At 56.6% G+C, this 24,700-nt stretch carries 27 protein-coding genes; 24 read left to right on the top strand and 3 right to left on the bottom strand.

Annotated features, from left to right (window positions below; genetic code table 11):
* Positions 1-303 precede the first annotated feature (303 nt).
* Positions 304-948 carry a helix-turn-helix domain-containing protein gene (locus HPY71_01850; GenBank protein ID NPV52249.1) on the top strand — a complete coding sequence of 215 codons (645 nt, stop codon included), beginning with the start codon at positions 304-306 and terminating at the stop codon, positions 946-948.
* A 26-nt stretch (positions 949-974) separates the two neighbouring features.
* On the opposite strand, the gene HPY71_01855 is transcribed toward HPY71_01850, so the two are convergent.
* Genes HPY71_01855 through HPY71_01865 form a run of 3 tightly spaced genes read right to left on the bottom strand, consistent with a single transcriptional unit; the run spans position 975 to position 2,952 of the window.
* On the bottom strand, positions 975-1,400 hold the full coding sequence (locus tag HPY71_01855) for a helix-turn-helix transcriptional regulator (protein ID NPV52250.1): 426 nt from the start codon (positions 1,398-1,400) through the stop codon (positions 975-977).
* A gap of 40 nt (positions 1,401-1,440) precedes the next feature.
* Entirely contained in the window at positions 1,441-2,514 is a 1,074-nt protein-coding gene (locus HPY71_01860) for a YifB family Mg chelatase-like AAA ATPase (protein ID NPV52251.1), read from the bottom strand.
* A gap of 57 nt (positions 2,515-2,571) precedes the next feature.
* Positions 2,572-2,952, bottom strand: a complete 381-nt coding sequence (locus tag HPY71_01865; GenBank protein NPV52252.1) for a YraN family protein — start codon at positions 2,950-2,952, stop codon at positions 2,572-2,574.
* Positions 2,953-3,292: 340 nt separating this feature from the next.
* Between HPY71_01865 and dprA the strand changes: the two genes are divergently transcribed.
* From dprA to HPY71_01980, 23 genes are all read left to right on the top strand, one after another.
* Positions 3,293-4,426, top strand: a complete 1,134-nt coding sequence (gene dprA, locus HPY71_01870; GenBank protein NPV52253.1) for a DNA-protecting protein DprA — start codon at positions 3,293-3,295, stop codon at positions 4,424-4,426.
* A 61-nt stretch (positions 4,427-4,487) separates the two neighbouring features.
* Positions 4,488-5,003 (top strand): DUF494 family protein, encoded by a 516-nt coding sequence (locus tag HPY71_01875; protein NPV52254.1) that lies wholly within the window; start codon positions 4,488-4,490, stop codon positions 5,001-5,003.
* 50 nt (positions 5,004-5,053) lie between these two features.
* Complete coding sequence (topA, locus tag HPY71_01880) at positions 5,054-7,138, top strand: type I DNA topoisomerase (protein ID NPV52255.1); 2,085 nt, start codon at positions 5,054-5,056, stop codon at positions 7,136-7,138.
* Positions 7,089-8,465 carry a methylenetetrahydrofolate--tRNA-(uracil(54)-C(5))-methyltransferase (FADH(2)-oxidizing) TrmFO gene (gene trmFO, locus HPY71_01885; protein NPV52256.1) on the top strand — a complete coding sequence of 459 codons (1,377 nt, stop codon included), beginning with the start codon at positions 7,089-7,091 and terminating at the stop codon, positions 8,463-8,465. Before topA ends, trmFO begins: the two co-directional genes overlap by 50 nt.
* A gap of 153 nt (positions 8,466-8,618) precedes the next feature.
* Positions 8,619-9,518 carry a tyrosine recombinase XerD gene (locus tag HPY71_01890; protein ID NPV52257.1) on the top strand — a complete coding sequence of 300 codons (900 nt, stop codon included), beginning with the start codon at positions 8,619-8,621 and terminating at the stop codon, positions 9,516-9,518.
* Positions 9,463-10,092 carry an ATP-dependent protease subunit HslV gene (hslV, locus tag HPY71_01895; protein NPV52258.1) on the top strand — a complete coding sequence of 210 codons (630 nt, stop codon included), beginning with the start codon at positions 9,463-9,465 and terminating at the stop codon, positions 10,090-10,092. Before HPY71_01890 ends, hslV begins: the two co-directional genes overlap by 56 nt.
* A 34-nt stretch (positions 10,093-10,126) precedes the next feature.
* Positions 10,127-11,524: an ATP-dependent protease ATPase subunit HslU gene (hslU, locus tag HPY71_01900; protein ID NPV52259.1), complete on the top strand. Its 1,398-nt coding sequence runs from the start codon at positions 10,127-10,129 to the stop codon at positions 11,522-11,524.
* A 306-nt stretch (positions 11,525-11,830) separates the two neighbouring features.
* Positions 11,831-12,628, top strand: coding sequence for a GTP-sensing pleiotropic transcriptional regulator CodY (gene codY / locus HPY71_01905; GenBank protein ID NPV52260.1), 798 nt, complete (start codon positions 11,831-11,833; stop codon positions 12,626-12,628).
* Positions 12,629-12,868: 240 nt separating this feature from the next.
* Positions 12,869-13,390 carry a hypothetical protein gene (locus HPY71_01910; GenBank protein ID NPV52261.1) on the top strand — a complete coding sequence of 174 codons (522 nt, stop codon included), beginning with the start codon at positions 12,869-12,871 and terminating at the stop codon, positions 13,388-13,390.
* A 223-nt stretch (positions 13,391-13,613) separates the two neighbouring features.
* Entirely contained in the window at positions 13,614-14,480 is an 867-nt protein-coding gene (gene rpsB, locus HPY71_01915; protein NPV52262.1) for a 30S ribosomal protein S2, read from the top strand.
* Between the two features lie 77 nt (positions 14,481-14,557).
* Entirely contained in the window at positions 14,558-15,211 is a 654-nt protein-coding gene (gene tsf / locus HPY71_01920) for a translation elongation factor Ts (protein ID NPV52263.1), read from the top strand.
* Positions 15,212-15,300: 89 nt separating this feature from the next.
* The gene (locus HPY71_01925) at positions 15,301-16,023 is read left to right on the top strand and encodes a UMP kinase (GenBank protein ID NPV52264.1); all 723 of its coding nucleotides are present in this window, start codon (positions 15,301-15,303) and stop codon (positions 16,021-16,023) included.
* Positions 16,024-16,026: 3 nt separating this feature from the next.
* Entirely contained in the window at positions 16,027-16,584 is a 558-nt protein-coding gene (gene frr / locus HPY71_01930; protein ID NPV52265.1) for a ribosome recycling factor, read from the top strand.
* The gene (locus HPY71_01935) at positions 16,581-16,817 is read left to right on the top strand and encodes a hypothetical protein (protein NPV52266.1); all 237 of its coding nucleotides are present in this window, start codon (positions 16,581-16,583) and stop codon (positions 16,815-16,817) included. The genes frr and HPY71_01935 overlap by 4 nt, the downstream gene beginning before the upstream one ends.
* Complete coding sequence (locus HPY71_01940; protein ID NPV52267.1) at positions 16,798-16,968, top strand: 4Fe-4S binding protein; 171 nt, start codon at positions 16,798-16,800, stop codon at positions 16,966-16,968. The genes HPY71_01935 and HPY71_01940 overlap by 20 nt, the downstream gene beginning before the upstream one ends.
* Positions 16,969-17,088: 120 nt before the next feature.
* Positions 17,089-17,955 carry an isoprenyl transferase gene (locus HPY71_01945; GenBank protein NPV52268.1) on the top strand — a complete coding sequence of 289 codons (867 nt, stop codon included), beginning with the start codon at positions 17,089-17,091 and terminating at the stop codon, positions 17,953-17,955.
* Positions 17,956-17,958: 3 nt separating this feature from the next.
* Complete coding sequence (locus HPY71_01950) at positions 17,959-18,765, top strand: phosphatidate cytidylyltransferase (GenBank protein ID NPV52269.1); 807 nt, start codon at positions 17,959-17,961, stop codon at positions 18,763-18,765.
* Positions 18,766-18,847: 82 nt separating this feature from the next.
* Complete coding sequence (gene ytvI, locus HPY71_01955; protein ID NPV52270.1) at positions 18,848-19,885, top strand: sporulation integral membrane protein YtvI; 1,038 nt, start codon at positions 18,848-18,850, stop codon at positions 19,883-19,885.
* Between the two features lie 24 nt (positions 19,886-19,909).
* Entirely contained in the window at positions 19,910-21,100 is a 1,191-nt protein-coding gene (locus tag HPY71_01960) for a 1-deoxy-D-xylulose-5-phosphate reductoisomerase (GenBank protein ID NPV52271.1), read from the top strand.
* Between the two features lie 9 nt (positions 21,101-21,109).
* Complete coding sequence (gene rseP, locus HPY71_01965) at positions 21,110-22,153, top strand: RIP metalloprotease RseP (protein ID NPV52272.1); 1,044 nt, start codon at positions 21,110-21,112, stop codon at positions 22,151-22,153.
* A 65-nt stretch (positions 22,154-22,218) separates the two neighbouring features.
* Positions 22,219-23,301, top strand: a complete 1,083-nt coding sequence (gene ispG / locus HPY71_01970; protein NPV52273.1) for a flavodoxin-dependent (E)-4-hydroxy-3-methylbut-2-enyl-diphosphate synthase — start codon at positions 22,219-22,221, stop codon at positions 23,299-23,301.
* Positions 23,298-23,924, top strand: a complete 627-nt coding sequence (locus HPY71_01975) for a glycosyltransferase (protein NPV52274.1) — start codon at positions 23,298-23,300, stop codon at positions 23,922-23,924. The genes ispG and HPY71_01975 overlap by 4 nt, the downstream gene beginning before the upstream one ends.
* Before the next feature lie 307 nt (positions 23,925-24,231).
* Entirely contained in the window at positions 24,232-24,696 is a 465-nt protein-coding gene (locus HPY71_01980) for a ribosome maturation factor RimP (protein ID NPV52275.1), read from the top strand.
* Positions 24,697-24,700: the final 4 nt, after the last annotated feature.

Genomic DNA, 24,700 nt, shown 5'->3' on the forward strand with positions numbered 1-24,700 from the left:
ATGACAGCTATGCAGAAGTGGACGAAGGAGTCTGTTGTGGAGGCTATCCATGCACGGTCTAAGAAAGGGCTGGCACTAAATTATCAAGCTGTTGTAAAGGACGATGAACCGCTTACAGGTGCCGCCAGGCGATATTTCGGCTCCTGGAATACAGCGTTACAAGCGGCTGGATTTGACCCGGCAGCGATAAAAAGGGAGGCAAGGAGTGGACTTCGCAGATCGCGCGGCTCCTGGACTAAGGAGGATGTAATCGAGGGTATTCGTAGAGCGGCGGCGGAGGGTCAAGACCTCTCGGCGCATAGGATGCAACAGTGGGACCCTTCTTTAGTGGCTACGGGCCAGCGGCTATTTGGTTCCTGGGCCGATGCACTCAAGGCCGCAGGATACGCGCCTGACCTAATTTACAGGGCTCGTGTGTGGACGGATGATGAAATCCTCAAGCGTGTCAAGTATTTAGCCAAGTATGGCGCTGACCTGACTGACCGGACTGCATCCGGATACGACAAAGGTCTCTATGCCGCGGCCATAAAACATTTCGGGTCATGGGCTTCTGCCTTGGAACGGGCGGGAGTTCCACCTGAGCGGCGCACGGCGAAGTGGTCGAAGAATAAGGTTTTGGAGGCTATCCGTAATGGTAGGCGTGATGGCACGATTAAAGCTATAGCTCTGGATTATTTCCCTTCATGGGCAACGGCCCTACGGAAGGCAGGTATCCCGGAAGATAAGGCACAAGAAGTCGGCAACCGTATCCGTGAACGACGGGAGGCTCTGGGTATGAGCCAGGGTGAGTTAGGCCGGTTCTTAGGGTATAGTCATAGGACCATTTCGATGCTGGAACTTGGGCAGCTCCGTGATCCGCGGGTAAGTGTGGCATTGAAGCTGGCGAAGGCACTGAAGTGTAGTGTTGAGGACATCTTCTATACTGAGGAAAAGGAAATATTATTCTAAAGTAGCCCGGTCGAAGGATCGGGTCATTACTTATCCCTGAGAACCATCAGGTATGGCTCCAGGGCGGCAAGATGTACCGTGCTTGGTGTGCGTTTTCCTTTCTCCCAGGTGGCTATGGTGTGTACATCCACTCCAATGGCCCTTGCGAATTCGACCTTCGCCAGCCCGTGGAAAAGGCGGGCTTTCCTTATGCGCTGCCCGAGCGTTTCCTCGGGCAGGGTCTCGAAACCGCCTAAATAAGGTATTGGGACGTCAAGAGTCTGGGACAGAATCCGAAGAGTAGGCATGGAGGCCGGTTCTTTCCCGGCTTCGATCCTGCCTATTGTTGCACAGTTCAAACCGGTGATGGAAGCTAAGTCGCGGATGGTCATGCCCTTCGCTATCCTCGCCCGCCTGAGCCGCAGCCCTGGTGTGTTGCCTGGCCATTCCTGCCTTAATACCCACGGTGGCATATCTTTCTGTCTGGTTATCACAATTTCAAGGTTGTTGTCTTCACGGGCACGGGTTGGACGTTGCTATAAGAGTAAAACGAGCAGGATACCAGACGGATCCTGAGGCTCTCGATATGGTTATTACGCCATCTTCCAGGGGCTGGCGCAGGGACTCCAGGACATTCCTGCGAAACTCGGGGAGCTCGTCCAGGAAGAGCACGCCCCGGTGGGCGAGGCTTATCTCCCCCGGTCGCGGGATTTTGCCCCCGCCGATCATCCCTATGTCGGATGCGGTATGATGGGGGGCCCTGAACGGCCTCGCTGCGATCAGCCCGCTATCGGGCGAGATGAGGCCGGCTATGCTGTAGATCTTGGTGACCTGGATCGCCTCATCCCTCTCCAGCGGGGGGAGAATGGTTGGTATGCGTTTGGCGAGCATGGTCTTGCCCGATCCCGGGGGGCCTATCATAAGGAGGTTGTGCCCGCCTGCCGCGGCCACCTCGAGGGCCCGCTTGGCGTGCTGGTGGCCTTTTACATCGCTGAAGTCGACATCGAATTCGATGCTAGGCGAGGCCCCGTTGCTGCCGGCCGGGATCGGGGTGGGAGCGGAGGATGATGCGTCCAGTTCGCCGGCCAGGAAGGACAGCACTTCATTGAGGCGCCTGAAGGGATAGACCTTTATGCCTTCAACTACCGAAGCTTCCCGCGCGTTACCGGCGGGCACGATGATGCCGGGCCAGCCCTCGCGTTTTGCTACCTCAGCTATGGGGAGGATGCCTGTTGTGCCGCGGAGCTCCCCATCGAGGGAGAGCTCGCCGACGATGAGGTATTTTGAGGTGGCCTCCTCGGGGATATCGCCGCACGCCGCCACGATCCCAATTGCTATTGGAAGGTCGAAGCAGGTGCCTTCTTTTCTGATTGTTGCGGGCGCGAGGTTGACTGTTATGCGCTTTACCGGGAATTCGCGCCCCGAGTTTTTGAGGGCCGCTCTGACGCGTTCTTTGGATTCGCGGGTTATGGTGTCGGGCAGGCCGACGATTTCGAAACAGGGGAGCCCCTGGGCGATGTCGACCTCGATCCTGACTACGTAGCCTTCTATTCCGAGGACTGCACCGCTGAAGGTCTTCGCGAGCAATGTGTCCACTCTCCTTTCCTTTCCCATCTTATCCTATACCTTGTTAACGTAGAGCCCTCACAGGGTGAAAGCATTGCGGATCAACTCGATGCGGGGAGGATACCCCGGCCCGGACCCATCAAAAATCACATAGACCACATCGAACCTGCAGCCTCGGGTCGCCGCGTCCGCCCTGTGCGCCGAAAGATACAACATAGCCGATCGTATAATCCTCCGGCGCTTCTCCCGCGTTATATGCTCACCTGGCTGGCCATAAGCGAAGCTCCTCCTGGTCTTCACCTCGACGAAGCACGTTACCGCCCCATCCCGGGCTATGATATCGATCTCCCCGCATGCACAACGATAATTGCGCTCGAGGATGACGTAACCATAACTTGAAAGGTAATGCGCTGCAAGCTCCTCTCCCTGCGCACCAAGGTCTCTAGAAGATGCCGGCATAGTCTTCAATCCCTATTTCATAATTGGATTTCCATAATTAGACAGGTAAATATTCGATGCCTTTATGTAATATCCTCCCACCAAATGAATTAAATGTAATAAAGATGCATGGAAATTCATTGATTCGGAAGGAGACGCAGGCTGAATGTTGAAGTATAACACGGGCTGCAAAAAATAAGATGGATACGAAGAATACGATGGATACGATGGATATAAGGGCAAATTGCCGACTGCCTGCAGGCTTCCGGGATCGTGGGCCTGTGTGCGCGGGGCTTGAGGTATTGTGGGGGGACGGATCTTGGACGACGACCGCGAACGCAAGTATTGGGTCGCGCTGAATATGGTTCAGGGAATAGGGAGCGCCAGGCTTCATGCCCTGGTGACGCACCTGGGCTCGGCCGAGGCCGCTTGGCACGCCCCCTTTGAGGAACTGAGACGGGTTCCCAATATCAGGGATAGCGTTGCCTCCCGAATCGTCGAGCGCCGCAGCGAGGTCGATCCCGACCGCGAGCTGGAAAAGGCCGCCGCGCTCGAGGTCGACATCCTCACATTCAGGGATGAAGCATATCCAGGGCTCCTATCGCGAATATATGACCCACCGCCCGTCCTGTATGTCAGGGGCTCCATTGTGCCGCAGGACAGCCTGGCGGTCGCGGTGGTTGGATGCCGCAGGCCCACGTCATACGGGCTGTATGTTGCCGAGCGACTCGGCTATGAGCTGGCGAGGCGGGGTATAACGGTCGTGAGCGGCATGGCGCGTGGGATCGACTCTGCGGCTCACAGGGGGGCCCTGAAAGCCCGGGGCCGGACGATAGCCGTGCTCGGCTGCGGGGTTGACATATGCTACCCGCCGGAGAATTCCAGGCTGGTGCGGGAGATAGCCGATTCGGGCGCCGTGGTGAGTGAGTTTCCACTCGGGATGGGGCCAATCGCCCTCAACTTCCCCGCCCGCAACAGGGTTATAAGCGGGCTCTCCCTCGGGACGGTCGTGGTGGAGGCGGGGCCGAGGAGCGGGGCTCTCATAACGGCCGATTTTGCGCTGGAGCAGGGGCGGCAGGTTTTCGCGGTGCCAGGCGACATCCGAAGGGAGACTTCGAGGGGCTCACACAGGCTCCTTAAGGAGGGAGCCACACTGGTGGAGGGGGTGGATGATATCCTGAGCGAGCTAGGCCTCAGCCTTGAGCCTGCTGGCCTATTCGACCGGCCGGCCGTCGGTCGATCTACTGAATTTTCATCTTCTACAACATCTATTGAATCTATTGAGGCCACCGGTGAGGATGTCTTCCCCGGCGGGCTTGAGCCGGTTGCGAGGCGGCTGCTCCAGGTCCTGGGGGATGAGCCCCTAGTGGTGGACGAAATAGCTCGAAGAGCGGGTATCGATGCCTCCCTAGTGGGCGCATCGCTTATCGCGCTCGAGGTCGACGGGTGGGTGAGGGCGTTGCCGGGTAATGCTTATATGAAGTCACCAGGGTAGGCTGGCCCTACTGATAACCAGCGGGCAATAATCAGCAGGGTGATGGGGAGGATGGATTCTCATGATGAACGAGAAGGTTCTAGAGATAGTCAACCTGCTCATAAAGCTTATATTAAAGGAGGAAAAGTCCCCTGCTGGCGAGGTGACGCTCGTGCGGGATTTGCTTTCGAGGGGGTACGATCCTGCTGAGATTGACGCGGCTTTTGGAATCATCTTCTCGGCCCCCGGGGAAAAGGAGAGCCCGAGGACGTTCCCGTCGCACGAGGTGCTGAACGCCCCAAGACCTAAGCCTCACCGGGTATTAAACCATGCTGAACGGCTAAAACTAACCCTCGAGGCCCAGGGCTTTCTCGAGGGCCTGACATATACCGGTCTGGTCCAGCCCGAGGAGCTCGAGGATGTTCTTTTATACGCCCTCCAGCTCGATACCGACGAGGTTGGGGTATTTGAAGTATCGTGGCTTCTGGAGAAGACTGTAAAGGATCCAAACAGGCTCGCTATAATAACAGGCCCTGATGACGGAGACGGAGATGAAGCCTTCTCCGATATCAAGCAGGGCAATAGAATGGTCAACTAGGAAACCAGGGACAGTTAACTGACCGGGTTTGAGGAGTAGGAGTGTGATTCATGTCGAATACGCTTGTAATTGTCGAGTCCCCTGCCAAGGCGAAGACTATAGGTAAATTCCTAGGCAGGGGATATACAATTAAGGCATCAATGGGGCATGTCCGTGACCTGCCCCGCAGCCAGATGGGTATAGATATTGAAAATGGCTTCGTCCCAAAGTATATTACAATACGCGGCCGTGGCAAATCCATTTCCGAATTAAAGGAGGCCGCCAGGGGCGCGCGCAGGGTTCTTCTCGCGACGGACCCCGACCGGGAGGGTGAGGCGATCTCGTGGCACTTGAGCCAGCTCCTCGATATTGATGAGGCAAAGCCGTGTAGAATAGAATTCCATGAGATTACGAAGAGGGCGATTCTCGATGCAGTCGCAAATCCGCGCGCGATAGATATGGACAGGGTCGACGCCCAACAGGCGCGGCGAATTCTCGATAGGCTTGTGGGCTACAAGTTGAGCCCTCTCCTCTGGAAGAAGGTCAGGCGGGGCCTGTCGGCTGGAAGGGTCCAGTCCGTCGCAGTGAGGCTGATTTGCGACCGGGAGCGCGAAATCGCGGAATTCGTCCCCGAGGAGTACTGGTCTATCGAGGCTACCTTTCGCCCCCGGGACAGGCAGGACGAGTTCACGGGCAAGCTCATAGAGAAGGAGGGCAAGAAGCTCAATATAGGGTCGGAGAGCGATGCAAGTTACATCGTTCGCGACCTTGACGGCGCCCCATATAAGGTTGCTCAGATCAAGAAGAAGGAGCGAAGGCGCTACCCTGCGCCTCCCTTTACCACCAGCACGCTACAACAGGAAGCGTCGAGGAGGTTTGGGTTCGGCTCGCGAAAGACGATGTCCATCGCCCAGCAGCTTTACGAAGGCCTTGATATCGGTGATGAAGGCAGCGTCGGGCTTGTGACATATATACGCACTGACTCAGTACGAATAGCCGGGGAGGCGATCCAGAGCGCGCGGAGCTATATCTTGCGGAGGTTTGGCGAGGATTTCTTGCCTTCGCAACCCCACCGTTATAAATCTAAAGAAGCTTCACAGGATGCGCACGAGGCGATAAGGCCGACGGATATATTGAGGGAGCCTGACTCCATAAAGCCGCATGTAACGAGGGACCAGTACAGGCTTTACAGGCTCATATGGGAGAGGTTTGTTGCGAGCCAGATGGAGGCGGCGGTATACGATGTTGTGAGCGTTGATATAACGGCGAGGGACTATCTTTTCAGGGCGACGGGCCAGACCGCGAGATTTCTTGGTTTCATGGTCCTCTATATCGAGGGGCGCGACGACGAGGCCGAGGAGCAAGAGGAGCGACTTCCCGAGCTCTCGGAGGGCGAAGACCTCACCCTGGTCAAGCTCACCCCCCTCCAGCATTTTACCCAGCCCCCTCCGAGATACACAGAGGCCATGCTGGTCAAGGCGCTCGAGGAGAAGGGCATAGGCCGTCCGAGCACCTATGCACCCATCATCGATACCATCATCAAGCGGGGCTATGTCAACCTCGAGGAGCGACGCTTCAGGCCGACGGAGCTGGGCATCATCGTCGTCGACCTGCTAAAGGAGTATTTCCCCGCCATAATTGATGTTCAGTTCACTGCAAATATGGAGAGCCAGCTCGACAAGATAGCAGAAGGGGAGCTTGAATGGGTCAGGGTTGTGGATGAATTTTACAGGCCTTTCCAGAGCACCCTCAGGAGGGCCGAAGAAGCCATGGAAAAGGTCGTCATACCTGATAAAACCACTGACGAGCTTTGCCCCGAGTGCGGTCGCAATCTGGTCGTAAAACACGGGCGCTATGGCGAATTCCTGGCCTGTCCCGGGTTCCCCGAGTGTAAATTCACAAAAAAGATCACCCGGGATATTGGCGTCGCCTGCCCCAAGTGCGGTTCTCCCATAGTGGAAAGGAGGACGAAGAAGGGGAGGAAGTTCTATGGCTGCAGCGCCTACCCCAACTGTGACTTCGTCGTCTGGAATCAACCCGTGGCGAAGAATTGCCCGCAATGCGGGGCATTCCTTGTTAAGAAGCACTTAAAGGGTGGGACGGTCTATGAGTGCTCAAGGGAAGGTTGCAACTACCGGGAAGATAGCGCATCCTGAGGTCATTGTCATCGGCGGAGGCCTTGCCGGAAGTGAAGCTGCGTGGCAGCTTGCGAGGCGCAATGTCAGGGTTGAACTCTATGAGATGAGGCCTTCGAAGATGACGCCCGCCCACCACACAGGGGATCTTGCGGAGCTGGTGTGCAGCAACTCGTTGAGATCAGACAGCCTCACAAATGCGGTCGGCCTCCTTAAAGAGGAAATGCGCAGGCTTGGATCGCTGATAATGGAATGTGCGGATCGCACGCGGATACCGGCGGGCTCGGCCTTGGCCGTAGACCGGAATGCCTTCTCGAGGCTTGTGACGCAAAGGATAGAATCGTGCAGGAATATATCGCTTATCAGGGAAGAAGTCAAGGCCGTGCCCGCGGACGGAGATGGCCCTGTAATCGTTGCCGCGGGGCCCCTAGCCTCAGAGGCTATAATATCGGCCATCTCGGACCTGGTCGGGGACGACTACCTTTACTTTTACGATGCCGTCGCCCCCATCGTTACCCTTGAATCGGTGGATTTTTCGCGTTGTTTTTGGGGATCTCGTTATGGCAAAGGAGGGGATGACTATGTGAATTGCCCGATGACCGAGGAGGAATATAATGCCTTCTGGGAGGCGCTCGTGACCGCAAAGACGATGGAGCCCAGGCCCTTCGAGAAGCTTGTCGTCTTTGAGGGGTGTATGCCCATCGAGGAGATGGCGAGACGGGGCCGGGAGGCGCTGACGTTTGGCCCCTTGAAGCCCGTTGGCCTGGTCGACCCTCGCACGGGGGAGCGGCCCTACGCCGTGGTGCAGCTCAGGAAGGAGAACGACCCCTGCACCCTCCTGAATCTTGTAGGGTTCCAGACGCGACTCCTATGGGGGGAACAAAAGAGGGTCTTCCGGATGATACCCGGGCTCGAAAAGGCCGAGTTTACCCGCTACGGCGTGATGCATAGGAACACCTTCATCAATTCCCCGCGTGTGCTGAGGCCCACTCTGCAGCTTAAAACCAGGGACTTCATCTTTTTTGCCGGCCAGATCACCGGCGTTGAGGGCTACGTCGAGTCAGCCGCATCCGGCCTGGTGGCCGGGGTGAATGCTGCCAGATTCGCCGCGGGGAACCCACCTATTATATTCCCACGAGAGACCGCTCACGGGGCGCTCTGTCACTATATATGCACGGCGGACCCTGAGCACTTCCAGCCGATGAACATCAACTTCGGTCTCATGCCCCCAATCAAAGGTCGCATAAAAAAGGAGATAGATAAAAAGATTAAGATTTCCGACCGGGCTCTACTTGCTTTGAAAAAAATCGAGGAAATTATGCTCGATGGGGTTGCTGAAATATTATAATTATGCTACAATTACTGTCTGATGAAAGTAAATCCTGTGGTTTCTTTGTTTCTTTGGGGACTTTGACAGCTCAGGATCATTTAAGCCAGCTTGTGGAAGCGGAAGACGGTGTGCGGGTTGTTTGACGGTTTTCTTCGGGAATTCTTGACATATATGACAGTTGAACGCAATGCATCGAAAAATACCATCGTCGGCTATGAGAGAGATCTCAGCGATTTCATCGAGTATATAAATGCCGCTAATCTCAGCGACCACATCGACCACCTGGCAATTCGAGGTTATCTGGCTCACCTGCAGTCAAGCGGGCATTCGAGGGCAACGATAGCGAGGCACCTGGCGGCGGTGAGGTCTTTTTTCAAATTTCTTTGTCGCCAGAATTACCTGGCGGTAAACCCGGCGAAGGGAGTCTCGACCCCGAAGCGGGAGAGAAAGTTGCCGAAGTTTCTACATATAGAGGAAATTTCTTCTCTTATGAATGCTCCAGATAATTCGCCGTTTGGTCTGAGGGATAAGGCTATCCTCGAGACTCTTTATGCCACGGGGATACGCGTGGGTGAGCTGGTCGGGGCGAATCTGGCGGACCTGGACACGGTTTCAGGCTACCTTCGCGTGCTTGGCAAGGGCTCAAAGGAAAGGGTGGTGCCCGTGGGCAGCAAGGCCATGGATGCTTTAGCTGTTTACCTCGGTGAAGCCCGACCCGTTATCCAGGATAGGGCGCGCAAGGTTTTCGGGCGCCAGCCGGAGGGAAGAGGTGGCGGGGGCGATGATGATGCGGAGGAGGCTATATTTCTTAATAAAATGGGCAACAGGCTCTCGGCGCGAAGCGTCCAGCGCATGGTGGATAAGTACATACGCCGGGCTTGCATCCGGGGGAAGATGAGCCCGCACGCCTTCCGTCATTCCTTTGCCACCCACCTCCTGGACCGCGGAGCGGATCTGAGGGCGGTCCAGGAGCTCCTGGGTCATGCGAATATCTCGACTACTCAAATATATACCCATGTTACCAGGGAGAAGCTCAAGACGATCTACAATCGGTCCCATCCAAGGGCATAGGCTGACCCGGGCTGGGCCACAGGAGGAGGCAGCTCCTTTGAATAACGCCTACCTAGCAACGACCATAGTGGCGGTAAAGCGGGACACCAAGATCGCGATGGCCGGGGACGGCCAGGTTACCTTCGGTAACACCGTCATGAAGCACAGGGCCAAGAAGGTCCGGAAGATCTATAAAGACAAGGTCCTGGCGGGCTTCGCTGGAGCCGCCGCAGATGCATTTACCCTTTTTGAGAAGTTTGAGGCCAAAATAGAGGAGTTTCATGGGAATCTCCCGCGGGCCGCAGTGGAGCTGGCCAAGGAGTGGCGGCTGGATAGGGCGCTGAGACGGCTCGAGGCCCTTCTTGTCGTCGCTGATCTGGATCACCTGCTGGTGATCTCCGGCAGTGGTGATGTAATTGAACCGGATGACGGGGTGATCGCCATAGGGTCCGGCGGGCCTTATGCCCTTGCTGCTGCGAGAGCTCTCATCAAATACTCTGACCTGAGCGCCAGGGAGATAGCCCTGGAGGCCATGAGGATAGCGTCTTCCATTTGTATATATACAAATGAGGAGATAATTGTCGAGGAGCTTTAGATATATGTGGAGATGTAATGGAGGAGGGTATCACGTGGAAAACCTGACTCCCAGGAAGATAGTGGAGGAACTCGATAAGTATATAGTCGGCCAGTCAGCCGCCAAGAGGGCTGTGGCGATAGCTTTGAGAAATAGATACAGGCGCCAGCAATTGCCGGAGGAAATCCGGGAGGAGGTCTTGCCGAAGAACATCCTGATGATAGGCCCCACTGGCGTTGGCAAGACCGAGATCGCGCGCAGGCTTGCGCGGTTAGCCGACGCCCCGTTTATCAAGGTTGAGGCCACAAAGTTCACCGAGGTCGGGTATGTCGGCAGGGATGTCGACTCGATAATTCGAGATCTCGTTGATATAGCAATACGCATGGTTAAAACCGAGCGCATGGCCACGGTTTACAGCAAGGCGGAGGCAGCCGTGGAAGACCGGATCCTCGATATCCTGGCTCCGCTGCCGACAAGGGAGGCCAATGTGAACCCATTTGCGGCACTGTTTGGGAATATAGGCTTCAACCGCGAGGATGATTCCCACTATGAGGAGAAGCGCTCGAGGGTCGAGCGAGAGCGCGAATCCCTCAGGTGGAAGCTCCAGGCGGGAGAGCTCGAAGATATGATCGTCGAGGTCCAGGTCGAAGATGCATCCCCACCCATGCTCGAGGTTTTCTCAGGGGCTGGCGTCGAGGAGATGGGCATAAACCTCCAGGATGTCTTCGGGAATATATTCCCCAAGCGTCAAAAGAAGCGCAAGGTGCCCATCCGCGAGGCTCGCAAGATCCTCGCGCAGGAGGAGGCCCAAAAGCTTATCGACATGGATGAGGCTGTGACTGCGGCTATCCGCCGCGTGGAGCAGTCGGGCATGGTCTTTATCGATGAGATCGACAAGATAGCAGGCAAGGACTATAGTAGCGGCGGCCCCGATGTTTCTCGGGAGGGGGTGCAGCGCGATATCCTTCCGATTGTTGAAGGATCGACGGTTATGACGAAGCACGGCCCGGTTAAGACGGACCATATACTGTTTATCGCTGCCGGTGCCTTTCATGTATCGAAGCCATCTGATTTGATACCTGAACTCCAAGGGAGGTTCCCCATCCGGGTTGAATTGGAGAGCCTGGATAAGGGCGACTTCAAGCGGATACTGACGGAGCCCAGAAATGCCCTTATTAAGCAATATACCGCCCTTTTAGCGACCGATGGAGTGGCAGTAGAATTCGATGAGACCGGCATAGAGGAGATAGCCGAGATCGCGGATCTTGTCAACCAGCAAACTGAGAACATCGGCGCCAGAAGGCTTCATACGATTCTTGAGAAGGTTTTGGAGGACCTATCTTTTGAAGCGCCTGACGTATCCGAGAGGAGGGTAGTGATTACCCGGGACTATGTCCAATCAAAGCTTGTAGATATAGTGAAAAACAGGGATCTCAGCCGCTACATCTTATAGCCGGTTTATGACCAGCCCGCTGAGGAGTAAAATGCGGGGTTTCGCGGATTTGCCGGGGTTTCGAGTTGCCGGGGTTTGGTGGGAACTTGGTAGGAAGGCCTGGCGGGGGCTGAGGCCTGGCAGCGGCTGGGGTTATGAGCTTAACCTAAATGGTCCTCACTTAACTTATAGTTTATAGAAGGGAGGGAGCGACCGGGCAAAAATTGGACAAGCAATCAAAAAGATCCCGGTTACCCCGGGGGTTTAATATCCGAGTGTTAAGGTTCGATATCTTACTTAGGAGTAGATTTAGGGAGGATGTTAAAGATGAGTGAGTTACTTGAAAAGACGCGGAGGATAAATAGATTTATCCAGGAATCTGCGAGGTATCCAGTGGATTTTAAAGAGATGGCTCAAGTCCTGTCCGACGAACTGGCTGCTAACGTGTATGTTGTTAGCAAGAAGGGAAAGGTGCTCGGATACGGGTTTGTGGAGGGTTTCGACTGCGAAACGATTGAGAGCTGCGTCTCCAATGGAAGCATGTTCCCGAAGGAGTACAATGATAGACTGCTGCGTGTCGTGGAAACCATAGAGAATTCCCGCGAGGCCACGCGCAAGTGCTTCCTCAGCGACGCAGTTGACTGCCCATTTGAGGAGAAGGTGTACACAATCGTGCCCGTCTACTGCGGCGGCGAGAGACTCGCAACTCTCGTCCTAGCCAGATTTGATGGGGATTTTTCCGATGATGATGTAGTCCTTGCGGAGTACGCTGCGACCGTCATAGGCATGGAGATAATGCGGTCAAAGAATGAAAAGATCGAGGGCGAGGCCCGCAAGAAGGCCGCAGTGCAGATGGCCCTGGATACGCTCTCCTATTCAGAGCAGGAGGCTGTTGAGCACATCTTTGACGAGCTCAACGGCGACGAGGGCCTGCTCGTTGCGAGCAAGATTGCGGATAAGGTTGGGATAACACGGTCTGTGATCGTCAACGCCCTGCGGAAGTTTGAGAGCGCCGGTGTGATCGAGTCGAGATCTCTGGGTATGAAGGGCACTTATATTCGCGTGCTCAACGATAAGCTCTTCGATGAGCTGGAGCGGCTCAGGAGCAGGCAGATAAGCAGGTAGGATGGGTTAAACTGAGAAGGCCGGTTAAAATGGGCCAGGTAGAGGGTGGATGAAAGGGCAACCGAAGGCTCCTGGGTAAATAAAGATGGCCGGAGGATTGCCGGTAAGGGGAGAGAAATTGTGGGTCAAAACACAATTTCTCTCTTTTTGTTATAGAACTTGTACTTGCTGGCATAATATGATATAGGACTGGCACATAGTTACCTGAAGTCTAGTTCAAAACGGAGGTGATGAAGGGGTATGCGGGGTATGGTTCCGGATAAGCGATCGTTTCTCTTCGGTATTGGAGTTGGGGCTCTTGCTGTCCTCGTTATAATCGCCGGTCTCGGGTACACGGTGCTGTCAAGGGGTGTGAGCCTGGCCATAGATTCTCAGAGGATTGCTGCCTTAGTCAGGACCCAGGTTGAGGAGGCGGCAAGGGCCGAGCTGCCCATTATAGCTGAGGATCTCAAGAAATCCGTGCCGGCTCAGATTGGGAAGAGCCCTATCAAGCTCGGGGATAGCAGCATCAGGATCTCGAACATCCAGATTTCACTGCCGAGCGCTTCGTTGAGACAGCTGGAGAACGAGCTAAACCGGCTGGCCGAAAGGTCAGCGCTCGCAACTATTGATACGATGAATTTCTCGCAGCTGGCTGAGTCGGTTGGCGCCATAACCCATGATGTGGTCCGCGAGACACTGAGGTCCGAGCTTGCGGGAAAGACCGTCAACGTGGTAGCCAGCAAGTGGATGGCGGTGCCTGTTGTCGTGCACGTAAGGTAAAACGCCAGGGTAATTTGAAAACGAAAACGGAGCCGGGGCGCGTTGCGATGGATCAAATGAGGTCCATCGCTATTTTTTCATTGATAAGGCATAGTGGTTGTGGTATACTACAATATAGTGTGATTACGCACGTCCCCGGACCCGCGCAATGGTGCCCTCTGGGTCTTGCGGGGGATGAAAGGGACGGAGGATAAAAAAACCACGCGGAGAGGGGGTGACGCAGATGGCGGTCGTCTCTATGAAGCAGCTCCTGGAGGCTGGTGTTCATTTCGGCCATCAAACGCGCCGCTGGAACCCTAAGATGGCGCCTTACATATTTACAGAACGAAATGGGATATATATCATTGATCTCCAGAAGACCGTAAGGAAGATCGATGAAGCCTATGAGTTTGTAAAGAAAGTGGCCAATGAGGGCGGGAGGATCCTTTTCGTGGGCACTAAGAAGCAAGCCCACGATACCGTGAAGGAAGAGGCTGAGCGGTGCGGGATGTACTATGTAAATGAGAGGTGGCTCGGCGGGACACTCACCAACTTCCGGACCATCAAGAAGCGAATCGAGAGGTTGAAGCTCCTCGAGAAGATGGGGGAAGACGGGTCCTTCGAAGTGCTGCCGAAGAAGGAGGTACTAATTCTCATGAAGGAGAAGGAAAAACTTGAGAAATTCCTCGGCGGCATACGCGATATGGAGAAGCTACCCGACGCTCTCTACGTTGTTGACCCGCGCAAGGAAAAGATCGCCGTGGCGGAGGCCAGGAGGCTTGGTATACCTATAGTCGGCATCGTTGATACAAACTGTGACCCTGACGAGGTCGATTACATTATCCCAGGCAATGATGACGCCATACGGGCTGTAAAGCTCATCACCAGCAAGATGGCGGATGCGGTTCTCGAGGGCCTTGAGGGTCGCGACGCGGCTCTCGTCGCTGGTGAGGGCGAGGGTGAGAGCGAGATTATAGGCGAGATCGGCGATTACGATGTGGAGGAGGAATATGTCCCGGTTGAGGGCGATGTAGTGGAGGTTCCTCTCGATGTCGATGTCGAGGAGTTTGTTCCTCAGGGCGAGCACGAGGCGCATGACGAGGAACGCTAATGGGATCAGGCCGATAATAGTAAGGTGACAGGTAGCCGGGGTTCCGGGCAGCCTTTTGCAAAGGGGGCTAGAGGGTTATCGTGGAGATTGCTGCTTCTGATATCAAGGAACTCAGAGAGCGCACCGGCGCCGGTATCATGGAGTGCAAGAAGGTCCTAGCGGAGACCGGCGGCAATATGGATAAGGCGATCGCCCTCCTCAGGGAGAGGGGGCTGGTTAAGGCCGCGAAGCGAGTCGGGAAGGTCGCCGCTGAAGGGGTCGTAGATTCGTACATCCACATGGGCGGCCGGATCGGCGTGCTCGTCGAGGTAAACTGCGAGACGGATTTTGTAGCTCGCACCGATGAGTTCCGTGCCCTGGTCAAGGAGATAGCAATGCAAATCGCCGCAGCTAGGCCGATGTATGTAAAACCGGAAGACGTGCCTGAAAACTTGCTCAACGAGGAGAGGGAGATCTACAGGGCTCAGGCGCTGAACGAGGGAAAGCCCGAGCGCGTTGTGGATAAAATCGTTGAGGGCAGGATCGAGAAGTTCTACAAGGAGGTCTGCCTGATCGAACAGCCCTATATACGCGACCCTGAGAGGAGCGTGCGCGACCTGGTTGCCGAGCTCACGGCCAAGGTCGGGGAGAATATAACGGTGCGGCGGTTCGCCAGGTTTGAGCTCGGTGAGGGAATCGAAAGAGAAGCGCAGGGTTGCGGCGTCCAGGCGCAAGCACAACCTGAGAAATAAGCCTGGCATTTCTCAAAGAAGAGAACACGAGAGTGTTCTCTTCTTTAGGAGTGATAGTGGAAAAGAGATATAGTGGGAGCTGGGTTGCTTTGCAGAACAAACCCAAATATAGGCGCGTTGTGCTGAAATTGAGCGGCGAGGCCCTCGCCGGCTCGCTCGAGTATGGTATAGACCTCGATATGGTGAAACACGTGGCGGATGAGATAAAGGAAGTCTTTGATCTTGGGGTGCAGATCGGCATCGTGGTGGGCGGGGGCAATATCTGGAGGGGCGCCGAGGGCGCCAGACACGGCATGGACCGCAGCACCGCCGATTATATGGGGATGCTGTCGACGGTCTTGAACGCCCTATGCCTCCAGGACGCGCTCGAGAAGCTTGGTATAGACACTCGCGTCCAGACTGCCATCGAGATGCGCCAGATTGCCGAGCCTTATATAAGGAGGCGCGCCATCCGTCACCTGGAGAAGGGGAGGGTTGTCATATTCGCGGCCGGGACCGGCAACCCGTTTTTCTCGACGGATACTGCAGCTGCCCTGCGGGCCGCGGAGATCGAGGCCGAGGTTATCCTCATGGCCAAGAGGGTTGACGGGGTCTACGATTCCGACCCCCTCAAAAACCCCAATGCTACGATGTTCACCGATTTGACCTACCTTGACGTGCTCAAGAGAGGCCTCGGGGTGATGGATTCAACGGCCACTTCCCTCTGCATGGATAATGAGATTCCGATTATCGTCTTCAATTTGAACCACAGGGGTAACATTAGGAGAGCTGTACTTGGCGACCAGGTTGGGACGATTGTAAGGAGGGAATAGGGGATGACCAGGGAGGTGCTGAAGCGCACCGAGGACAGGATGAAGGGTGTTATTGAGGCTATAAAGAAGGAGTTCAGTGCCATAAGGACTGGACGCGCAAATCCTGCGCTTCTCGACAGGATAACCGTGGAATGCTATGGCTCGACCCTTCCCATTAATCAGGTGGCGACAATCAGCGCGCCCGAGCCACGGCTTCTCATGGTTCAGCCATGGGATAAGAGCGTATTGAGTCAGATCGAAAAGGCGCTTTTGAAGTCAAACCTGGGCCTCACGCCCGTAAATGATGGGAGCGTCATACGCCTCGCCCTGCCGCAGCTCACCGAGGAGAGGCGACGGGAGCTTGTTCGCCTCGCGAAGAAACAGGCGGAGGACATGCGGGTAGCTGTGAGAAATCTGAGGCGCGAGGCAAATGACCAGCTCAAGGCCATAGAGAAAAATGGGGAGATCTCCGAGGATGAGCTCAAGCGTTCCCAGGATGAGGTCCAGAAATTGACTGATAAGTACATATCCGAGATCGATGCCTTCCTATCCGCCAAGGAGAAGGAGATAATGGAGGTATGAGCGTTCCCGTTCCTGATGTTATCGGGTGCGACCTGCGCCTTGCGGAGGAGATCATGACGAAATGCGGGCATACATGCGTCGTGGTCCTTACGACGCCGCCGGCCGGGGAGATAGAGGGGGAGCTGCGGGTTATCCGCCAGCGCGCTGTTGGCCCCGATCCCATTATCGAATTGGTTGCGGCGCGTGATGGGAGCCCGAAAGGAGGTGCTTTACATGGCTCACGTAATCGGTGACGAGTGCACGAAATGCGGGAGCTGCACTGAGGCCTGCCCATTCCAGGCGATAAGCGAGGGAGAGGACAAGTATCAGATCAATCCTGACGTCTGCACTGATTGTGGTTTATGCGCTGATCAATGCCCATCTGGAGCGATTTCAGAGGGTTAAGGGTGGTTTCTCGGGAGTTCTTTTGAGGGGAGGGCTCGCCTCCCCTTCCATGTTTATTCATCCTTTTTATGCATCCTTTTCCTGGGCCGGGGTATGAGCCTGCGGGGGAGAGGTTGAATTATGAATCTTCGTTGGCGCTGGGAGAGAGCTTTTGGCATATGGCGTGGCCGCCTGCTGAGAAGGGGCGAGGGGATTTCGAAGGTGGCCCGGGTCAGCGGCGATCTTTATGCCGGAAATGGCCTAGATAGGGATCGCATCCCTTCACATATAGCCATAATTATGGACGGCAACGGGCGGTGGGCCAGAGAACGCGGGCTGCCTCGAATCGCGGGCCACAAGGCAGGGGTTGACAAGGTCAGGGAGATAGTAAGCGCCTGCGGCGAGCTTGGCGTGAGATTCCTGACTCTCTATGCCTTCTCGACAGAGAACTGGAGGCGCCCTCCAGACGAGGTAAGTGGCCTCATGAGTCTATTCCGGGAGACCCTGGAGCAGGAAATGCTGAGCCTCGTGGAGAAAAACGTTAGGCTGAGGGTGATCGGCCGCAGGGATGGTTTGCCGCTGCCGCTGCGTAATCTGATAGCTAATGTAGAGGAGAAGACCCGTGCAAGCGGGGGCCTTCAATTAAATCTTGCGGTAAATTATGGAGGACGAGCCGAGATTCTCGATGCTGTAAGGAGCATCTGCGAGGGCGTCCTGGCGGGGGACATAGACCTCCCTTCCATAGATGAGCAATTAATCTCAGATCACCTCTATACAGCGGGATTGCCAGACCCGGATCTCCTGATCCGGACCAGCGGCGAAATGCGGTTGAGCAATTTCCTGCTCTGGCAGGTGGCATATACGGAGCTTTGGACGACCCCGACGTTGTGGCCGGATTTCACCAGGGAGGAGCTTTACAGGGCAATACATGATTATCAGGGGCGGGAGAGGCGATTTGGGGGGAGGCCCGATCCGGGCCTAGGGCGGTCCGAACCGGAGGGACGATAGACGGTGTCTACAAGGCTTATCTCCGGCTTGCTAGGCGGAGCGATAGGGATCTATTTAATCTGGGCCGGTGGAATCCCGCTATTGCTGGCGGCTTTCGTAATAGCCATGGCGGGCGTCCTTGAGATAAGGGCTTTACTTCACCGGAAGGGCCTGTCGCCGGATGCCTGGGTGATGATCCCAGGGGGGGCTTTGCTGCTGGCCGCCGGGTATTTAAACGCCGGTAGCTATATTGCGCACGTGACGGCGCTGGTTACCCTGGCCGGCCTTGCGGCGCAGCTTTTGAGGCGTGGCTCGCATGAAGCCCTTGCCAGCGCCAGCGGCACGGTTTTCGGCACGCTGTATATAGGCCTCCCGGTGGCCTACATCCTGATGCTGCGAAACCTCCCTGGGGGCGCGGGGTACTTGATTTTGGCGCTCCTGGCGGTGTGGGGGTCGGATACCGGCGCATATTTCGGCGGGATGCTGCTTGGGCGGACCAAGCTATGGCCCCTCGTGAGCCCCAACAAGACGCTCGAGGGCTCGCTCACCGGCATCTGCACAGCTGTTTTTGCGGCGATCCTGGTGAATCACCTGGCTCAGGCGTTCGAGTGGTGGAGCGCGTTGCCGGCGGGCCACGCCGCAGGCCTCGGCGTTTTGCTGAGCCTGTCGGGCCAGCTCGGTGATTTATGCGAGTCGGCGTTGAAACGAGATGCCGGCGTCAAGGATTCGGGGAGGTTCCTGCCGGGGCACGGTGGGGCGCTTGACAGGTTTGATAGCGTCTTTTTCGCTGCACCGGTCGCATACTACTATATTAAGTTTCTTGTGGGTTGAGCCTCTCGTGGCAACCTGACCCGAGATTCTGCGGGGCTACCAGTTTTGCGGTGCTACCGGGGAGAGGGCGGGCGTTGATGCAATGAGCGAAGTAAAGAGGATAGCCCTATTATGGGCAGGGATGCTCGCAGGGATATTTCTTGCGCTGAAATATGTTCTACCCTACATAGCGCCATTTATCATAGCCGTGATCCTGGCGGCGGTAATCGACCCGGCCGTGAATCTGCTCGAGCGGAGACTGAGGCTCGCCCGGGGCATGGCCGTCCTGGTCGTGATGTCTATACTCATCTTCTGCCTGGCCGTCTTTGTTGTTGTCGGCGCAACCAGGTTCTATCTCGAGGTCGAGAATCTCATCAGGGCCCTTCCCGGGTATGACGTAAGCCTGAGCAAAATGATAGATAATATAATACGCGAGATCGAGAAGTTTTACCGCGGGCTTCCTCCCCCCATTGTCAGCGCCATAGAGTTAAACCGCTACAAGCTCTACCAGGCTGTGGAGCGGAGCCTGATCGGCCTTTTGAGCTTCGCTGTGAGCCTGCCTGCGGTGGGGATTATCCTGGTTGTAGCGTTCATAGCTACCTACTTTGTCAGCCGGGATAAGGAGGCGCTCGTTGAGTTCATGTTCCGGCTTCTCCCATCGTCTCTGAGGGCTAAGGCCGGTGGGACCAGGACCGAGGTGATCGGTGCAACGATGGGTTTTTTACGAGCTCAGATCATCCTCATAAGCTTTACGGTGATTATAAGCATCATCGGCTTGACGATCGCCAGGGTCCCGTATGCATGGCTTCTCGGCATCCTTGCCGGCATACTGGATCCGATTCCCATCGTAGGGCCGGGCACGATCCTGGTTCCGATAATGGTTTACGATATACTCGTCGACCGGTTGGGCGCCGCCATAATCCTGGCGTTGACGATGGTCGCGATGTTTATCGTCAGGCGTATCGCTGAGCCACGCGTGGTGGCCGCAGGGGTCGGAATGCACCCACTCGCTGTGTTGGTTGCCATCTATGTCGGGATACAGTTATTCGGGCCGGGCGGTTTCATCTTGGGGCCGCTTGTAGCTATCCTGCTCAAGGCCCTGGTAAGGAGCGGCCTGCTCCCGCTGTGGCCCGAGGACTAGGTGACTGAGGACTGGGTGATTGATATGACAGATACAGGGCTCGTGCCAGATATCAGGCCTAGAAACGTGGTTGTTTTGGGGTCGACGGGCTCCATAGGAGTCCAGGCCCTTGAGGTTTCGTTGCGTTTCCCTGATTATATAAGGATTGCTGGGCTTTCGGCGGGATCGAATCTTGAGCGCCTCGCCGAGCAGGCGCTCCACTTCCGCCCGCCGATGGTTGCGATAGTCGACGATAGCCTCGGGGACGAGCTCAAGGCGCGGCTATACTCGTTGCCCGCCACGCGCGTGCTGGCCGGGCGGGAGGCCCTCATCGAAATGGTCACCGCCCCCGGGGTGGACCTCGTGCTCAATGCCATCGTCGGGATAGCTGGGCTGGAGCCTACCCTGGCCGCTATCCGGGCAGGGAAGGATATAGCGCTCGCTAACAAGGAAACGCTGGTCGCGGCGGGGGAGCTGGTTATGCGCGAGGCGTCGCGTCGCGGGGTCAGGATCATACCCGTGGATAGCGAGCATTCCGCCATCTTCCAGTGCCTCGTGGGCGAGGATGCAGCGGCTGTCGGGCGGCTGATTTTGACCTCCTCCGGCGGGGCGTTGAGGGATTTTACCCTGGAGGAGCTCGAGGTGGCCGGCCCCGAGGATGCCTTGCGACACCCCAACTGGGCCATGGGCGCCAAGGTCACCGTCGATTCGGCCACATTGATGAATAAGGCGCTCGAGGTTATAGAGGCCAGGTGGCTCTTCAACATTGATCCCTCGAGAATTGCCGTTGTTATCCACCGCGAGAGCGTGATTCATTCCATGGTGGAGTTCTGTGATGGGTCAATCAAGGCGCAGATGGGATGCCCTGATATGAGGTTGCCCATACAATATGCCCTGACCTATCCAAACCGGTTCAACGGGGCGGCTGCAAGCCTCGATGTAGAGAGGCTCGGGACCCTCACATTCGGCGTCCCTGACCAGTCGCGTTTCCCAGCGGTGCGGTTCGGGCACGAGGCGATGCGGGCCGGCGGGACGATGCCGGCGGTGATGAACGCCGCAAACGAGGAGGCTGTCCGCCGCTTTCTGGAGCGCGAGATCGCTTTCAGGGATATAGCCCGCCTTGTGAGCGATGCAATGGAGAGGCACTCGAGCATCATGAACCCCTCCTTGGACGAGATACTGGAGGCCGATCGCTGGGCAAGAGGCTTGGCTCAGACCTGGGGAAGGAAAGGGTGATAGCGCTTCATGCTCATAACCATTCTCGCGTTTGCCTTTGTGTTTACCACATTTGCCCTCGCGCATGAGTTCGGGCACTTCGCGGTCGGCAAGGCTATGGGGGTTAAGGTCCACGAGTTTTCCATAGGCTTCGGCCCAAGGGCGATACGTTTCAAGCTGGGCGAGACCGTCTATTCCCTGCGGTTGCTTCCCCTCGGGGCGTTTGTGAAGTTCGGCGGGGTGGATAAGCCCGAGGACCCGGCTGAGGAGATTGCGCCCGATGATGAAAGGAGCTTCGCAAGCAAATCTGTCTCCGCGAGGGCCCTCATAGTCACGGCCGGGCCTGTGATGAACTTCGTTGCCGCGTTTGTGCTTTTCTTCGCGGTGTTTCTCGGTTTCGGCGTGCCGACTGCGCAGGTCAAGGATGTCATAAGGGGCTCTCGTGCTGAACTGGCCGGCCTGGAAGCCGGGGATAGGATAATATTCATCAATGACCAGCGGGTGGACACCGTGGCCGATGTGCGGGAGCGTATAATGGCTCACCCGAACGAGAGAATAAGCCTGACGGTCTTGAGGGGCGGGGTGGAGCGGACGATCGAGGTTACCCCCGCGAAGGACCCGGCAACCGGGGCGGGGTCTATAGGTATCGTGCTCGAAGAGCCATGGGCCAGGACCGGCATCATAGATGCGTTTGGGGTGGGGGCGCGGTATACAGTGAACATGTCGCGTAGCCTCCTTGTGGCTCTCGGCAGGATGATAACCGGGCGGATGAAGGCCGAGGTTGCCGGCCCCATTGGAATAGCCCAGATGGTGGGGGAGAGCGCGAGGCTCGGCCTCTTCAACCTCCTCTTCCTGGCCGCTATACTCAATGTGAACCTCGGGCTTCTCAATCTCCTGCCCATACCCGTGCTCGACGGGGGCTGGCTCCTGTTCCTGATCATTGAGGCGCTGCGGAGGCGGCCCCTCAATCAGGACCAGGAGGCTTTTGCCCGCCTTATAGGGATGGCTGTATTGATGCTCATCCTGCTCTTTGCGACGTTTAGCGATATTATGAGGCTCGTTAGAATGTCGTGAGTCTCGCAGGTATCGAGGATGTAGGTATCGAGGATGAAGATATCGAGGATGCGGATGATGTGGATATGGAGATAAAGCGGCGGAAATCCAGGCGAGTGAATGTTGGAGCTGTGCAGATCGGCGATGGCGCGCCGGTCTCCGTTCAATCCATGACCAAGACCGATACTCGCGACGTCGAGGGGACTGTGAGGCAGATAGAAAGGCTCCAGGAGGCCGGGTGCGATATAGTCAGGGTGGCCGTCCCGGACGTGGAGGCAGCGGAGGCTCTGAAGTTGATCAGGAGGGCGGCGAGGGCGCCCCTCGTGGCAGATATACATTTCAACTACAGGCTTGCGCTTCTCGCCCTGGATGCGGGGGTTGATAAGCTGAGGATAAACCCGGGCAACATCGGGCCCCGGTCCAGGGTCGAGGAGATAGCAAGGGAGGCGTCCATGCGCGGTGTGCCCATAAGGGTGGGCGTAAATGCGGGTTCGCTCGATCGCGGGTTGTTGGATAAATACGGTGGCCGGACGGCCGAGGCCCTGGCCGAGAGCGCCATTGAGAGCGCAAGGATCCTTGAGGACGCTGGTTTCGGTGATATCGTGATTTCCCTTAAGGCATCAGACCCCGCAACTACCATTGATGCATACCGGCTGGTGGCGCAGGCCTGCGATTACCCGCTCCACGTGGGGCTCACCGAGGCCGGGAGCCCTCGCAGCGGCACTGTGAAATCGGCGATAGTGATCGGGCTCCTCCTTGCCGAAGGCATAGGGGATACGATAAGGGTCTCCCTGACGGGCGACCCCGTGGAAGAGGTGCGCGTGGGCAAGGAGATACTCATGACCCTCGGGATGCGCAGGCGGGAGGTTGAGATAATATCGTGTCCCACCTGCGGCCGGTGCAGGGTTGATCTCCGTGAGGTCGTCCGGGAGGTGGAGGATAGAATCCCCGGTATTCTCCCCAACCTGCGGGCCCCCCTGAAGGTGGCCATTATGGGGTGCGAGGTGAATGGGCCTGGCGAGGCGCGTGACGCCGATGTCGGCCTTGCGTGCGGGAAGGGGGGCGGGGCTCTCTTCGTCAAGGGCGAGATCGCACGGAGGCTCGGCGAGGACGAGTTTGTCGATGCGCTCGTGGATGAGATAAGGAGACTGGGGGGCAGTTCGGATTGAAGGTCGCCGCTGTGATACCAGCATTCAATGAGGAGAAGACCGTAGGCTCGGTTGTGGCTGTCGTGAAGGTGGCGGACCTTGTAAACGATGTTGTGGTCGTGAGCGATGGATCCACAGACAGGACTGCCGCCGCGGCGCGGGAGGCAGGCGCGAGGGTAATTGAGCTTGCCAGGAACCTCGGGAAGGGCGGCGCGATGCAGGCCGGAGTGAAGGCTACAGATGCCGGAGCTATCCTCTTCCTCGATGCCGATCTCGTCGGACTGACAGCAGGGCACATTCGTGCCTTGCTTGAGCCGGTCCTGGATGGCGAGGCCGATATGGTTGTCGGGGTTTTTGGCAAAGGGCGAGTCGCGACGGATCTTGCGCAAAAGATAAGCCCGTGGCTTTCGGGCCAGAGGGCCGTCAGGCGCGACCTTCTCGAATCCCTCGACCTGGATATAGCGCACTTCGGTGTCGAAGTGGCGCTTACTCGCCATATGAGCCGGAGCGGGGCCAGGGTGAGGACCGTGACGCTTGAGGGACTGACTCATCTGATGAAGGAGGAGAAGATGGGGTTTGGCAGGGGATTCCTCGCCAGGCTCAAGATGTACTGGGACATCGTGTCCCAGGTCCGGTCTCGTTGACGGCCGGTAATGGTAATACAACGGCACTGGGGACGACCGGGGATAGCACCGGGTATACATCACTACAGCACGCCGATTTTCCTTGCATTGGGGAGGCCGCTATGGTATACTGATGTTGGAAGCCTTCCGGGGGTTCAGGTTTGATCCCGGAGGCGGGAATGTGGAGAGTGGGGAAACCCACTCTTTAGTCATGTTTCACCGTATTTTGATTGAAACACGAGTTTTGATTGAGACACGATTTGTTGAGACTATTCTATGAGACGATTATTAAAGTTAGCTTCCGTACTGGGGCTCGTGAGGAGGCCACATGATGAAATCTGCAGCTAGGATAGAGGAGCTTGTAACTCAACTGGCAAAGCCCATTGTAGTCAGCGAGGGTATGGAGCTTGTGGACGTGGAGTATGTAAGGGAAGCTGGAGAGTGGTTTCTCAGGATCTACCTCGATAAGGCTGGCGGGGTTTCGATTGATGATTGCACTGTCGTGAGCGAGAGGCTCGGCAGGGAGCTCGATGCGATCGACCCGATCCCGCAGAGCTATATCCTGGAGGTTTCTTCCTCAGGGGAGAAGCCCCTCAGGAAGGAGGGGGATTTCACAAGATTCGCTGGTAGAAGGGTTCTCATCAACACCTATGCTGAGGTGGACGGGAGGAAATCCCTCGAGGGCTACCTGGAGGGGCTGGAGAACAATGAGGTCAAGGTCAATGTCGATGGCAAGGTGTTAAGAGTTCCAAGGGAAAAGATCAGCAAGGCCAGGCTGGTAGTGGAAGTGTAAGGGG

This window comes from Bacillota bacterium, assembly GCA_013178125.1.
GTDB lineage: Bacteria > Bacillota > SHA-98 > Ch115 > JABLXJ01 > JABLXL01.

Excerpts from the sequence above, each read along its gene's own strand:
- HPY71_01850 (NPV52249.1), top strand. The coding sequence starts at position 304 with ATGCAACAGTGGGACCCTTCTTTAGTGGCTACGGGCCAGCGGCTATTT.
- HPY71_01855 (NPV52250.1), bottom strand. The coding sequence starts at position 1,400 with ATGCCACCGTGGGTATTAAGGCAGGAATGGCCAGGCAACACACCAGGG.
- HPY71_01865 (NPV52252.1), bottom strand. The coding sequence starts at position 2,952 with ATGCCGGCATCTTCTAGAGACCTTGGTGCGCAGGGAGAGGAGCTTGCA.
- dprA (NPV52253.1), top strand. The coding sequence starts at position 3,293 with ATGGTTCAGGGAATAGGGAGCGCCAGGCTTCATGCCCTGGTGACGCAC.
- HPY71_01875 (NPV52254.1), top strand. The coding sequence starts at position 4,488 with ATGATGAACGAGAAGGTTCTAGAGATAGTCAACCTGCTCATAAAGCTT.
- topA (NPV52255.1), top strand. The coding sequence starts at position 5,054 with ATGTCGAATACGCTTGTAATTGTCGAGTCCCCTGCCAAGGCGAAGACT.
- trmFO (NPV52256.1), top strand. The coding sequence starts at position 7,089 with ATGAGTGCTCAAGGGAAGGTTGCAACTACCGGGAAGATAGCGCATCCT.
- HPY71_01890 (NPV52257.1), top strand. The coding sequence starts at position 8,619 with ATGACAGTTGAACGCAATGCATCGAAAAATACCATCGTCGGCTATGAG.
- hslV (NPV52258.1), top strand. The coding sequence starts at position 9,463 with ATGTTACCAGGGAGAAGCTCAAGACGATCTACAATCGGTCCCATCCAA.
- codY (NPV52260.1), top strand. The coding sequence starts at position 11,831 with ATGAGTGAGTTACTTGAAAAGACGCGGAGGATAAATAGATTTATCCAG.
- HPY71_01910 (NPV52261.1), top strand. The coding sequence starts at position 12,869 with ATGCGGGGTATGGTTCCGGATAAGCGATCGTTTCTCTTCGGTATTGGA.
- rpsB (NPV52262.1), top strand. The coding sequence starts at position 13,614 with ATGGCGGTCGTCTCTATGAAGCAGCTCCTGGAGGCTGGTGTTCATTTC.
- frr (NPV52265.1), top strand. The coding sequence starts at position 16,027 with ATGACCAGGGAGGTGCTGAAGCGCACCGAGGACAGGATGAAGGGTGTT.
- HPY71_01935 (NPV52266.1), top strand. The coding sequence starts at position 16,581 with ATGAGCGTTCCCGTTCCTGATGTTATCGGGTGCGACCTGCGCCTTGCG.
- HPY71_01940 (NPV52267.1), top strand. The coding sequence starts at position 16,798 with ATGGCTCACGTAATCGGTGACGAGTGCACGAAATGCGGGAGCTGCACT.
- HPY71_01945 (NPV52268.1), top strand. The coding sequence starts at position 17,089 with ATGAATCTTCGTTGGCGCTGGGAGAGAGCTTTTGGCATATGGCGTGGC.
- ytvI (NPV52270.1), top strand. The coding sequence starts at position 18,848 with ATGAGCGAAGTAAAGAGGATAGCCCTATTATGGGCAGGGATGCTCGCA.
- HPY71_01960 (NPV52271.1), top strand. The coding sequence starts at position 19,910 with ATGACAGATACAGGGCTCGTGCCAGATATCAGGCCTAGAAACGTGGTT.
- rseP (NPV52272.1), top strand. The coding sequence starts at position 21,110 with ATGCTCATAACCATTCTCGCGTTTGCCTTTGTGTTTACCACATTTGCC.
- ispG (NPV52273.1), top strand. The coding sequence starts at position 22,219 with ATGGAGATAAAGCGGCGGAAATCCAGGCGAGTGAATGTTGGAGCTGTG.
- HPY71_01980 (NPV52275.1), top strand. The coding sequence starts at position 24,232 with ATGATGAAATCTGCAGCTAGGATAGAGGAGCTTGTAACTCAACTGGCA.